At 72.5% G+C, this 12926-nt stretch carries 7 protein-coding genes; 6 read left to right on the plus strand and 1 reads right to left on the minus strand.

The window, feature by feature from the left end; genetic code table 11:
* The first annotated feature begins 2 nt into the window (after positions 1-2).
* Both ADL03_RS08310 and ADL03_RS08315 read left to right on the plus strand, forming a co-directional pair.
* Positions 3-1124, plus strand: coding sequence for an AAA family ATPase (locus tag ADL03_RS08310; protein WP_053732773.1), 1122 nt, complete (start codon positions 3-5; stop codon positions 1122-1124).
* A complete protein-coding gene (locus tag ADL03_RS08315; protein WP_053732774.1) occupies positions 1121-3850 on the plus strand; it encodes a DUF5682 family protein in 2730 nt (909 codons plus the stop codon). The genes ADL03_RS08310 and ADL03_RS08315 overlap by 4 nt, the downstream gene beginning before the upstream one ends.
* 219 nt (positions 3851-4069) lie before the next feature.
* Here the strand turns inward: ADL03_RS08315 and ADL03_RS08320 are convergent, their stop codons facing one another.
* Positions 4070-5851, minus strand: a complete 1782-nt coding sequence (locus ADL03_RS08320) for a CocE/NonD family hydrolase (RefSeq protein ID WP_082372980.1) — start codon at positions 5849-5851, stop codon at positions 4070-4072.
* Positions 5852-6061: 210 nt separating this feature from the next.
* Between ADL03_RS08320 and ADL03_RS08325 the strand changes: the two genes are divergently transcribed.
* From ADL03_RS08325 to ADL03_RS08340, 4 genes are read left to right on the plus strand one after another with little or no spacing between them, the layout of a single operon-like run.
* Positions 6062-8542, plus strand: coding sequence for a TIR domain-containing protein (locus tag ADL03_RS08325; protein ID WP_053732776.1), 2481 nt, complete (start codon positions 6062-6064; stop codon positions 8540-8542).
* Positions 8539-10836, plus strand: coding sequence for a hypothetical protein (locus ADL03_RS46775; protein WP_053732777.1), 2298 nt, complete (start codon positions 8539-8541; stop codon positions 10834-10836). The genes ADL03_RS08325 and ADL03_RS46775 overlap by 4 nt, the downstream gene beginning before the upstream one ends.
* A gap of 6 nt (positions 10837-10842) precedes the next feature.
* Entirely contained in the window at positions 10843-11292 is a 450-nt protein-coding gene (locus tag ADL03_RS46780; protein ID WP_053732778.1) for a DnaJ domain-containing protein, read from the plus strand.
* Positions 11292-12923, plus strand: coding sequence for an Hsp70 family protein (locus ADL03_RS08340; protein ID WP_053732779.1), 1632 nt, complete (start codon positions 11292-11294; stop codon positions 12921-12923). Before ADL03_RS46780 ends, ADL03_RS08340 begins: the two co-directional genes overlap by 1 nt.
* The last annotated feature ends 3 nt before the right edge of the window (positions 12924-12926 follow it).

Genomic DNA, 12926 nt, shown 5'->3' on the forward strand with positions numbered 1-12926 from the left:
CCATGTCCGACCTGTTGCGCGCCCCCGCCGAGCTCAAGTACGCCGAGGAGCTGGACTGGCTCGAGTCGATCGACACCGGTCCCAAGCCGTTCGCGTGGCGGTTGTCGCCGAAGATGATCCGGCTGTTCGTGCTGGGCGCCGAGCGGTCCGACGGCCTCGACCGCGAGGTGGCGCAGAAGTGGTTCGGTGACCGCAGCATCGTCGAGCGGGCCATCGTGACGCTGGCGTCCGACCGCGGCCTGCTGCTGATCGGCGACCCCGGCACCGGCAAGAGCTGGCTGGCCGAGCTGCTGGCCGCCGCGATCTCCCGCAACTCCACCCAGGTCGTGCAGGGCACGGCGGGCACGACCGAGGACCACATCAAGTACTCGTGGAACGTGTCGATGGTGATCGCGAAGGGGCAGTCGCGGGAGTCGATGATCCCGTCGCCGATCATGACGGCGATGGAGACCGGCACGATCGGCCGGTTCGAGGAGCTGACCCGCTCGACCAGCGACGTGCAGGACGCGCTGATCTCGATCCTGTCCGAGAAGTACATCTCCGTGCCGGAGCTCGACAGCGGCGGCGGCGACAACATCGTGTTCGCCAAGCCCGGCTTCTCGATCATCGCCACCGCGAACAGCCGCGACCGGGGCGTGAACGACCTGTCGTCGGCGTTGAAGCGGCGGTTCAACTTCGTGCGCATCCCGGTGGTGACGAACAAGAAGAGCGAGACCGAGATCGTCCGCTTCCGCACCGAGGAGCTGCTGCGCCGCCACCAGATCGAGCTGGACGTGCCGCCGACCCTGCTCGACGTGCTGCTGCGCAGCTTCGCCGACCTGCGCGCCGCCTCGGCCTCGGCCGGCAGCGACGACGAGAAGCTGGAGTCGGCACTGTCCACGGCCGAGCAGATCGGCGTGCTGGAGGACGCCATCCTGCACAGCAACTTCTTCGGCGAACGCGCGCTCACGGCACAGACTCTCGGCTCCTCGCTGGTCGGCTCGCTGACCCGGCGCGCGCCGGAGGACCTGGCGATCCTGAACAAGTACCTGCACGGCGTCGTCGAGCCGCGCAGCAAGGACGAGGGCGGGCACTGGCCGGAGTTCCTGACGGGCGGCCGCGACACGATCGCCACCCTGTCGTGACCGGCGTCTTCGAGGCGCTGCGCACGCAGCTGCACGAGGCCGCGACCGAGTTCGCCGACGGGCCCGGCGCGCTGGAGGGCATCCTGCGCGGCATGGTGGACGACGTCGACCGCGCCGTGCGGGAGCCGTTGGAGATCTTCCCGGTCTGCCACCACTCCCCCGCCTCGGCGGTCGCGATGGCGCGCCGGCTGCGGGAGAAGCAGCCGAAGGTCGTGTACCTGGAGCTGTGCGAGGACATGGCGCCGTTGCTCACCGAGCTGCGCAACTGCCGGCTGCCCGTCGCGGTGCAGGCGTTCGCGAGCGAGGTCGCGGGTTTCCCGGTCGAGTGGGCGCCGCTGTCGGTGGTCGCGCCGATCACCGAGGCGTCGGCGGAGTACCAGGCGATCTCGTACGCCCTGGACACGCCCGGCGTCGAGCTGGTGCTGGTCGACCGCTCGTCCGACCACGTGTTCCAGTGGCAGGTGCCGGAGGACGCACCGGCCGACGGGGAGGCGTTGCACGGCGACGCGGTCGGCGTCGACATCGGCGACCTGCGCCCGCGCTTCACCGAGCTGGAGGAGCACCTGCTGCACCACGGCAAGGTGCGGCACTGGTCGGAGTGGTGGCACCAGTACGTGGAACAGCCGCTGGGCGACAGCGACCACGACACCTACCGCCAGGTGATGTTCCTGATCGGCAGCCTGTTCCGGCGGCTCGCGCCCGGCGACCCGCACCGGGTCACCGTGGACGAGGACCGCGAGCGGTACATGTGGACGCGGATGCGGGAGCACCTCGCGGCCAGCGGCGCCGACCCGGCGGAGTGCCTGTACGTCTGCGGCGCCTTCCACGCGGCGAGCCACGTCGCGGAGTTCGGCGTCGGCGGCTCCGGCGACTTCGAGATCAGCCCGCGCAGCGCGACCAGGTGGCAGTACGGCCTGATCCCGTCCAGCCACGCCGCGATCGAGGCGCAGTTCGGCCTGGCGCCGGGCTCGGTGTCGATCGCGGCCACCGAGTGGGCGAAGAACCTGCGGCGCACCAAGGTGAAGCCGTTCGCGCTGGCCGGCCAGGCCGGCGCCAGGAAGCCGAAGAAGGCGCTGCCGCAGGCCGGGCCCGTCGCCGAGCTGGCCGCGGCCGACCAGCTCTCCGGCTTCCTGCAGCGCCCGCCGGTGCTCGACCGGCTCGACGAGGCCGAGCTGCTGAGCTGGTCGGTGGAGATCGTCCGCGCGGCCCGCCGCAACGGCTACCTCTCCTCCACCGCCGACGCGATCGCCGTCTTCGAGACGTCGATCCTGCTGGCCGGTCTGCGTGACCGGGCCCGCCCGACGCCGTACGACTTCCAGGACGCGGCCGTCACGTGCATCGAGAAGGACGTCGTGCCGGGCCGCCGCGACGTCCGCCGCCTCGTCGAGATCATGATGGGCGGCGACCGGATCGGCCAGGTCGGCTACGACGCACTGCCGCCGCTGGCCCGCGACGTCCACGACCGCCTCGCCCCGCTCAACCTCGTGCTGGACCAGCGCGGCGTGCGGCGCGCCCTGCTCGACATCGCCGGGCGCCCGGAGCTCGAAGCGTGCTCCGACCTGCTGTGGCTGCTGCGCTACCTGATGCCCCACGGTGCCGTCCGCCCGATCATGGGCGAACGCAGCCTCGGCGAACGCCCGATCCAGGAGTCCTGGGACGTCGCGCTGGGCAACCACCAGCGCGCGCTGATCGAACTGGGCTACGAGGGCGTGAGCGTCGAGCAGGTGGTCGAACAACGCCTGCGCCGCGCCGCCCACGACCCGCAGGCCACCACGGCACGCGTCCTCGAAGCCGTCGAGGACGCCATCCGCTACCTGCACAGCCCCCGCCTGGCCGCCGAGCTCGGCACCCGCGCCCTGGAGGTCCTGTCCGGCGAACGCACGGTCGACGGTGCCCCCGAGGTCCTGCGCCGCGCCCGCCGCCTGCTCGCCTACCACCGCACCGCCCACCCGGCCCTGCCGCCGTGGATCGAGTCCTTCGTCCGCACCGGCTACGCCCACTACTGCACGCTGCTGCCGACCGCCTTCACCGAGGAGGACGCCACCGTCGACCAGGTCGCCGCCACCCTCGGCTTCCTGTTCAGCATGGAGTCACTGGCCCTCTCCCTGGGCTGCGACCGCACCCAGCTCGAGCTCGCCGTCGCCCAGTCCCACCCGGAGGACCCGGCCAAGGTCGCCCTGCTCTGGGCCGCCCAGGTCCAGCTGGGCCGCCTGACCCGCGCCGACCTGCGCGCCCGCTGCCACGACCTGCTCACCAACCCCCTGACCCTCCCGACCTACCCCCGCTACCTCAGCGGCTTCGTCCACGCCCTCGAACCGGCCCCGTCCCTGGTGGACTTCGTGGTGGAGACCATCTCCACCGCCTTCGCCCACCTCCCGGACCACCTGCTCCTGCCGTGGCTCCCCACCCTCATCACCACCCTGCGCACCCGCGGCGCGCAGTACGTCCCCCTCCTGATCCGCGAGGCAGCCCGCGTCTTCCCGTCCCGCCTCCCGGCCCTCGACGCCTGGACCCCACCCTGGCTCGCCACCCCCGACCCCGTCACACCCCCACGCGCCTCCACGTCCCAGGGCATGGCACTGCTGGCCGCCCACCCGGCGACCTGCGACGCGGTGGCGGCCCTGCTGGGCTGCACCGGTTCCTGGCAGACCCCCGCGTCCGGCGCGGCCCTGCTGAGCCGCCACCCGGACACCGCCCTGGCCCTGGAGGCGCTGTTGGTGACCTGAGACGGTGGCGCGCCGAGCGGTCGGCTCGCTGGGAAGCGGTGCGCTGCGCTGCGCTGACAGGTTCGGCACGCGAGAAGTTCGCTGCGCCGAGCCGTTCAGTGCACCGAGCCGTTCGGCACGTCGAGCCGTTCGGTGCGCCAGGAAGTTCGGCGCACCGGAAGCGCGTTGCCCGCCCCGCTGTACAAGCAGCGGGGCGGGCAACGGTTCCGGTCGACGGTGTCAGACGCCGATCGAGCCGCCCACCACGGGCAGCACGACCCTGCTGACCCCGAGCGAGACGTTCACCGAGATCCCGGCGGACCCGGTGTCCACGCCGACGTACCCGCTGTGGTTGGTCACCAGCACGATCCCGATGCGGTGCCCGGCCGGGATGACGGCGTCACGGGCGTGGAGCTTCCACGTCACGTCGACGGCGGTGTTGGTGGGCAACGGGGTCGCGGACTCCAGGGAGGCGCGGTTCTTGGTGTCGATCGTGCCCTTGGTCAGCATCGTCGCCGTGACCGCCTGCACCGAGACGTCCGGTGGGCGGGCGCAGCCGGTGCGGTTGCGGAGGTCGTCGCGTGAGCACTTCTCGGTGGACAGCTGCAGGGGTGTGCGTTCGGAGAGGACGGGCTGGCTGGCCGGGCCGTAGTCGACGAGCAGGGCCGTCAGCGGGGTCGAGGTGCGGTTGGCCGTGATGCGGGCGGTCACCTGGACCTCGCCGGACAGTCTGGCCTCGCGGGTCAGGGGTGCGGTGACGTAGGCGAGGCGGCGGGTGTCGGTGGTGTCGGGGTTGGCCATCATGGCCGACTCGGTGAGGTTCGTGTTGTCCGCCAGGCGCTGCGTCTGGCCGGTGCCGGTGGGTGCCGTGGTGAGCGAGCCGGTGAAGCCGCCGGCGGCGGGGCCGAGGTGCAGGGTGGTGGCGGCGGTACCGGGCTGGGGCCAGGAGGCATGCTGTTCCCAGGAGCCGTCAGGGCGCTGGATGTCGGCCATCGGCTCGGTCATGATGCCGTTGTCCGCGCCCTTGAGCCAGTGGTCCATCCACAGGCCCATGACGCGCTGCCACTCGGCCTGGCGGAACGAGATCGGGTCGAGGTGGCCGCCGCGGTGCAGCCACAGCTTGCGGGGCACGCCCTGGGCGGCGAGCGCGTCCCACCAGCGGCCGAACTGGGACGGTTTGACGTTCCAGTCGGCTTGGCCGTGCACGACGAAGACGGAGGCGGTCACCGCGGCGGCCGACGGGCGGTAGTCGCGGGTGCGCCAGAACGAGGTGTAGTCGTAGGTCTCGTCACCGTCGTTGCGGGCCATGCCGTCCAGCACGGCGCGGCACTTCGTCTTCTGCGCGGCGCTGATGACGTAGTTGGCGAGGGTGGTCGGGTAGTCGCTGGTGTGGCCGCGGTAGCCGATGCCCTGGTCGCGGGAGTACTCGTACCAGCTGGAGATGGCGGCGATGGGCACGATGGTCTTGACGCCGGGGATGTTCGCGGCCGCGGCGGCGTTGGGCAGGGTGCCGTTGTAGGACACGCCGAGCATGCCGACGTTGCCGGTGCTCCAGGACGCCACGGCGGCGCGGCCGTCGGCGTAGCGGGCGGTGGCGCGGCCGTTGAGCCAGTCGACGACCGCGCGGACGCTGGCGGTGTCCTCCGGGCCGCCGGTGGTCGGGCAGCCGGTGGAGCGCGAGGTGCCTTGCATCTCGACCTCGACGACGGCGTAGCCGCGTGGCACGAAGTACTCGTCGTACCAGCGCTGGAAACCGCGCGGGACGTTCAACGCGGACGTGGTGCCGAGGCCGTAGTAGGGGCTGGCCTCCATGACTACCGGGACCTTGGCCGCCTGGTCGGGGCGCATGACGTCGGCGGCGATGCGGTCGCGCACACCGTCACCGTCGCTGTCCACACCGGACTCGACGTAGACGGTCTCGGTGATGGCAGCCGCGGCGGCCGCGGCGGGGGCGGCGGCGACGGTTGCGGGCAGGCCGGCCGACAGCAGTGCTGTCAGCACGACCGGGATGAGACTTCGCATGGTTCCTCCGGTGCGGCCCGGCCGAGCAGGGGTGACCGGGCACACCGGAATCTCACCGACGCGGGAACGTGCGGCGGTACCGTCGAAGGATCTTGACGGTTGCCGGAACTGCGTTCAGTGGCCAGAAGGTGGACAGTTCCTGGCCAAACGGCACGGGGGCCGCCTCGCCGGAGTTTGCTTTCCGAATCGGAATCGGCATCCGGAGAGGTGATGGAGCAGTTCGACGTGTTCGTCAGCTACGCCACGGTGGACCGCGCCCTGGTCAGGCCGTTCGTCGAACGGCTGCGCGCCGACGGGTTCCGGATCTGGTTCGACGAGCAGCGGATGGCGGGCGGGCGGCCGGCGATGCAGCAGCTCGCCGAGGGGATCGAGAACTCGGCGCACCTCGTCGCGTGCCTCACCGACGCCTACCTGCAACGGCCGTGGACGGACTTCGAGCTGCAGGTGAGCCGCTACCTGGACCCGTCGGGGCGGCTGGGGCGCACGATCCCGGTGCTGTTCGACCGGCTCACCGTCCCGTTGCCCGCGGAGATCCGCTTCCTGGCGACCTGCGACCTCACGGCCGTCGCGACCTACGACGCGGAGTACCGCAAGATCGCCGAAGCCCTCCGCCGGCAGGTGCCCGCCACGGGCGGCGAGAGCCTCCAGGACGCCTGCGTCGCGCCGTTCCAGCACCTCGACGAGCCGGGCGTGGCGCTGTTCAAGACCTACCAGGCCGTCTCGGCGCTGCGGCGGCACCAGGGCACCGTGGGCGGGCCGACGCTCGACCAGCTGGCGGACTCCGGCGAGGTGCCCCCGCACCTGCACGCGCCGCTCGCGACCGTCCAGGCCTACGCGCGCAGCCACGAGGACGACGTCGTGATCACGAGCCGGTCGGTCGCACCGGCGCTGTCGGCGTTGAAGGTGCTGGCGCAGTGGGCGTTCCCCGGACAGGCGCCGGACCCGTGGGACGAGGTGTGGGAGGGGCTGCCGGACCACGTCGGCGGGGCGAAGCTGGTGCCCGGCACGACGTTCACGGTGCGCGCCCCGCAGCGGGGCCGGACCAGCCTCGGGCCGCGCTACGCCGGGCACGACCTGCTGCGCGACGAGCCGGTCTCGGTGCACCTGGTCGGCCTCCCGGAGGACCGCGACGAGGCGTTCTTCGCGGAGATCGCCCGGTTCACCCGGTTCACGGACCCCGCGGTGGTGTCACCGGTGGCGGCCGGGCCGGTCTCGGTCGACGGGAAGCGGCGCTGCCTCTACGTGATCATGCCGTCGATCGACGGTGAGAGCGCGCAGGACCTCGTGCGCCGCAACGGCCCCCTGCCCGCACGGGCCGCCTACGAGGTGTGCCTGGGCATCGCGCGTGCGCTCACCGCGTTCCACGAGGCGCGGCCGCCGGTCGTGCACGGCGACATCACCCCCGCGAACGTGATCGTCAGCCGCCTGGGCACGGTGCGGGTGCTGTGCGTCGCGCGGGAGATGGCGGACGTGCCCGTGGACGACGTGGACGGCACCGCGGCGAGCCGGATGGACTCGTTCCTGTTCGCCGGCCCCGAGCAACGCACCGGCGCGCCACTCACCCCACGGACCGACCTGTTCGCGCTGCGGGGCGTCCTGCACTTCCTGCTCACCGGCACGTACCCGACCGCGCAGGACGTGCGGGCCTCCCCGCTCAGGCACTGCGCGACCGCCGAGGAGGCCTGCGCGGTGCTGGAGCGCAAGGCCAACGGCCTGCCCGCGACCACCCGGTTGAACGCGGTGAACCGCCACGCGCGGATTCCCGCGCAGCGCACGGAAACCGCGACGAACGGGCTCATCCTGGTGCACGCCGTGGAGGTCCAGGCGCGCACCGCGTGGCCGCTGTCGCACGGCCGGGTGCTGATCTGGGAGATGGGGTCCGACACGCTGGCGGTGCTCGACGGCGAGGAGCTGCTCTGGCGCGACGTCCACGCGGTGCCGGTGCGCAGGTGGGTCGTCGGCGGGGACGGCCGGGTGGGCATCGGCGGGTGGGACGGCGCGGTGCGGTACTTCGGCGGCGACACACCGGCCACCCACCGGCTCGACGGCACGGTGGGCGACCTGACGTTCGTCGGCGCGGACCTCGTCGCGGGGTCGTGGAAACGCGAACTCGTCCGGTTGAGCAGCTCCGACCAGCGGACCGAGCTGCTGGCCGTGGACCGGGGCGTGCACCGGATCACGGCCAACGGCGACCGGTTCGCGGTGTCGGGGCTGTCCGGCGGTCTCGCGCTGTACTCGGACATCCGCCGGACCGCCGACCACCCGGAGCTGGACTTCGTCGGCGACATCGCCTTCGCCGGCAGTCGGCTCGTCGTGCTGACCCAGGACGGCGAGCTGACCAGCATGCGGCTCGACGGCACGTTCACGGCGCGCGAGCGGAAACCGGGCGCGCGGAAGCTGCTGCCCTCGCACGTGCGGGGCACCTGCCTGCTGGTGACCGACGAGCAGGCGTGGCTGGTCGACGACGCCAACCGGCACCTGCTGCACGCCGAGCTGCCGGTCGGCCACACGGTGATCTCCGCGGCACCCGGCGGCCTCACGGTGTCCACATCGGAGGGATGCGCGTACTGGCACGGCGGGGCGCAACGCCACCTGTGGCCGGACGCCCTGTCGGCGGTGCTCTCGGCGGACGGCCGGCAGCTCGTGGTCACCCGCACCGGTGCCGTGGAGCTGTACGAGGTGGCCGGGTGAACGCGTTGCGGGCGGCCATCGCCGAGCTCAGCGCCCGTCCCGACGACGCGGAGGTGCGCGTCGCGCTCGCCGAGGCGCGGTTCCGGCTCGCGCTGCGGACCGGCCCGGACGAGGCGGTCGACCTGCTCCGCGCCGCAGCCGCTGCCGATCCGTTCCAGCCCAAGGTGTTCCTGCACCTGGGCCGGCTGCTCCACCGCCAGGGCCGGTACTTCGCGGCCCTGCGCGAGTACCGGCGGGCGGCGGAGCTGGTGCCGGACAGCCGCCGCGTCAACCGGCTCGTCGCGGTGGCCGAGCAGGAGCTGGGCCAGACCAGGAGGTGGACGGCGCCGACCCCGGACACCTGGCTGCTCACGTTGCTGGACCAGCTGGCCGGGAAGACGCGGAAGCACGACCGCGTCGCCGCCTGCCTGCGCGTGGCGGCCGAGCACGCGACCGGTGCCGAGTACGCCGTGGCCGCCGTCCTCGTGCTGGCCACCACCGACCACGACGTGGAGCCGTGCGGACCGGCTCATCCGGTGCTCGACGCGGTCCGCGAGCTCCTCGCGGCCGACGACCCCGAGGCGTTCGTCTCCACCGCGACGGGCCACCTGAGGACGCGGACGCTCCCGATCGAGCTCGTCTGCTGCCTGCACTTCACGCGGTACCAGGACCTCCCCGCCCTCGACGCGCTCCAGCTGCTCGACCGCTACCCCGACGACGTGAAGGCCCTGGAGTGCTTCACGGAGCTGGAGATCGCCGTCCTGGACGCGGGGGCGCGCAAGGCGTGGACCGAGCAGCGCCTGGACGAGGCGAAGCTCCTGTGGCGCGAGACGATCCCGCTCGACCCGCACCGCGTCCCGGTGGCGGTCAACCTCGCCCTGCTGGCCGCGCACACCAGGTCCGCCGAGGAGTACGGCCCGGCGTGGGCGCGGCTCGCCGAGCTGCTCTACCTGCACGCCGCCGCGGCCGGTGACGTGCAGGTCGCGCTGGAGGAACGCACCACGCTGCACCGCGCCGTCAGCCAGAACAGCAGCGGGCAGCACGTCCTCGGCCGCGAACGACCCGACGACGCACAGCTGCGCGCCCGGCTCCAGGACACCGAGGCGCTGGAGGTGTGGCTGCGCGAGTGGGACTGCTACTACCTCAACGCCCGCCTCGGCTTCCGCTCGCCCACCTACCGCCTCGGTGTCTGCACGACGGCCGCGCGGGACGCGCTCATCCGGCACCTCGACTCCGAGCTGCGCCCCCGCAACTGGGCCGGCATGGGCACGTTCTGCGACCTGGCCGCGGCGAGCTTCGCCGAGGCGCACGGGCACCCCGACGAGTACCTCGAACTGGAGAAGGCCCGCGCGGACGCGCTCACCGACGAGCTGTTCCGCCGCGCGATGCTCCTGCGCCGCATGTTGCAGCTGCTCACCGAGGACGGCCGTCCGCTCGACCTGGGTCTGCTCATCGCACGGCACCTGTTCGCGCTGCCGTGGCGGGAGTTCGGGCCGCTCTGCGCCGAACGCGGCCTCGTCGAGCCCGGCCTCGACCTGGTCCGGCTCTTCGAGGACGATCTCGTCCACCTCGCCGCCACCGAGACCCGGCTCGCCGCTCTCGACAGGCTCGCCGAGCTCCTTCCCCACCGGCTGGCGCCTCAGGTGTTCCGCTGCCGGGTGCTGCACCGCGAAGGCCGGCTCGACCAGGCCTACGCGGCCACGCTGGCGGCGCTGCGACTGCCCGTTGCGGAACCGGACGTGCGACTGCGGGCCAACCTCGTCGCCGTGCTCGACGACATCGGCATGGACGCGATTCCCGAGCCTTTGCGGGACCCCCGCGACCGGACGGGCCGCGAAGCACTCGTCGAGGCGGCACGGTCGGCGCTCGCGCGGTTCCCGCGGTGCGACCCGTTGCGCGGCCGCCTCGCCAGGTGGCTCACCGTCCTCGGTGGCGCGGACCGGATCGCGGAGGCCGAGCGGTTGCTGGCCGAGGGGGTGGCCACCGCGGTGACCGACGAGCAGCGCCAGGCGTTCGAGCGGGGCCTGGCCCGGACCGGCGAGGCCGCCGAGGTGGACACGGCCCGCCGGGAGGTGATCGCCCTGTTCACCGCCGCACGGGACCAGGCCGCTGCCGCCGTCGACGAGTACAACCAGGCCCGGCACTCCGGTATGGCCCGCGAGTCGCTGCGCAAGGTCCGGCAGGCCCAGGACGACGTCGCGCAGGCGCTCACCACCGCCGAACGCGCCGGTCTGGAGCGCGAGGCGGCACGGTTGGAGCGGTATCTGGACCTGCTGGGCGAGATCGAGGGCGAACTGCAGACCAGAGAGGTGTGACCGGCCATGTTCATGATCGACCCCGGTGCGCGGTCCTACTACTCGCTGCTGGGCGTCGCGCCGGACGCGACGGCGGCGGAGATCAGGCAGGCGCGGTTCCGGCTGATCCACGAGCTGCGCGCCCGCCAGCGCCGCGAGCCCACCCGGCGCGGTGAGCTGGAGGAGCAGCAGAAGGTGGTCAACTCCACGAGCGAGGTCCTCGCCCGTCCCGCCAGGAGGGCCGAGTACGACCGGGACAACGCGCACCTGCGGTTCTTCACCGTGCGCCGGGCCGCCGCACCGATGTTCACCGAGCCGGCCGACCGCGTCGCCGTGCTGCACCGGGTGCTCCGCGAACACCTGGCCGCGCAGGGCGTCGAGCTCCCGCCGCTGTCCGATGTGGACCGGACGGACTTCACCGCCGACCACTCCCCCAACCTCCTGCTCGACGCGCTGCTGGCCCAAGGAGACGAATAGTGCCCTTCCACAAGGTGATCGGCATCGACCTCGGCACCACCTACTCCGCCGTGTCCATCTGGGACGGCAGGGAGGTCCGCATCATCGAGAGCGCTTTCGGCACCCGGACGGTGCCCTCGGTCGTCGGCCTCGACCACGAGCGCCAGGTCGTGGTCGGCACCCCCGCCCAGAACAACCTCGCGGGCGACCCGGCCAACACGGTCATCGAGGTCAAGCGCGAGATGGGCGTGTACGAACGCCCGCCGTCCGGGCCGGACGACCCCGGGGTGCCGCGGCGGATCCGGTTCCGCGACCAGGACTACCTGCCGCAGGAGATCTCCGCGTTCATCCTGGCCGAGCTCAAGCGGCAGGCGGAGGAGTTCGTCGGCGAACCGATCCACGACGCGGTGATCACCGTGCCCGCCTACTTCAAGGAACCGCAGCGCGGGGCGACCGAGGACGCCGCCAGGATGGCCCGCCTGAACGTGCACCGCCTGCTCAACGAGCCGACCGCCGCCGCGGTCTGCTTCGGCGCGGACAAGGTCGAGGACCGGCGCACGCACACCTACGCCGTCTACGACCTCGGCGGCGGCACGTTCGACGTGTCGATCGTGCAGGTCAGGGCCGGCAACGTCAGCGTGGTCGGCACCGGCGGCGACCCGCGGCTGGGCGGCGGCGACTTCGACGACCGCATCACCGACCACGTGCTCGCGCACATCCACGAGCAGCACGGCGTCGACCTGCGCGACGACCCGCTCGTGCGGCAGCGGGTGAAGCGCGAGGCCGAGATGCGCAAGCGGGACCTGTCGGTCGCCAAGGCCACCACGCTCAACCTGCCGTACCTGACGCCGACGCTGAGCGTGAACGTCCCGTTGTCGCGCAACACGTTCGAGGCTCTCATCGCGGACCTGCTGCGGCGCTCGCTCGACTGCCTCGACCAGGCGCTGGCCTCGGCGCAGGAGAGCAACGGCGTCGAACCCGACGACGTCGAGCAGGTGCTGCTGGTCGGCGGGTCGACCCGGATCGCGTGCGTGCGCCCGTTGCTGGCCGAGCACCTCGGCCTGGAGCTCAGGGACATCCGTGCCGACATCAGCCCGGACGAGGTGGTGGCCAGGGGCGCCGGCATGGTCGCCCGCGAGTTCCCGGAGTCCGACGGCTACGAGGGCGCGGTCATCCCCATGACGCCGCAGGAGCCGGGCCACGACACCGCGGACGACCGGCTGGAACTGTTCGACGTCACCAGCCACACCCTCGGGATCCTCGCCAACAGCACCGACTTCATCCCGATCCTGCCCAGGGACAGCGGCATCCCCAGCACCATGACCAGGGGCAACTTCATCAACGGCGGCCCGTACACGAGCGTCGACGTGCTGATCTTCCAGGGCGAGCACCCCGTGGCGTTCGAGAACGACCTCATCGGCAAGCTCCCGATCCACCTGCCGGAAGCGCGCGAACGCGGCTTCTACCGCTTCGAGGTGACGTTCACGATCGACCGGAACGGGCTGCTCGGCGCGGCGGTCAAGTGCCTCAACGACGACCAGGTCTGGCAGACCGAGCTGCAGTGCACCGTGCGGGCGAGCCGGCAGGCGATCGAACGCGGTGCCGCGCACATCGGCGCGGTCATGGCCGGCCTGCCCAAGCCGCCGGAGTAGGCC

It is taken from the genome of Nocardia sp. NRRL S-836, from assembly GCF_001279525.1.
Taxonomy (GTDB): Bacteria; Actinomycetota; Actinomycetes; order Mycobacteriales; family Pseudonocardiaceae; genus Lentzea.

What these genes read in the sequence shown, in the direction of transcription:
- ADL03_RS08310 (WP_053732773.1), top strand. Translation starts at nt 3, where the DNA reads ATGTCCGACCTGTTGCGCGCCCCCGCCGAGCTCAAGTACGCCGAGGAG.
- ADL03_RS08320 (WP_082372980.1), bottom strand. Translation starts at nt 5,851, where the DNA reads ATGCGAAGTCTCATCCCGGTCGTGCTGACAGCACTGCTGTCGGCCGGC.
- ADL03_RS08325 (WP_053732776.1), top strand. Translation starts at nt 6,062, where the DNA reads ATGGAGCAGTTCGACGTGTTCGTCAGCTACGCCACGGTGGACCGCGCC.
- ADL03_RS46780 (WP_053732778.1), top strand. Translation starts at nt 10,843, where the DNA reads ATGTTCATGATCGACCCCGGTGCGCGGTCCTACTACTCGCTGCTGGGC.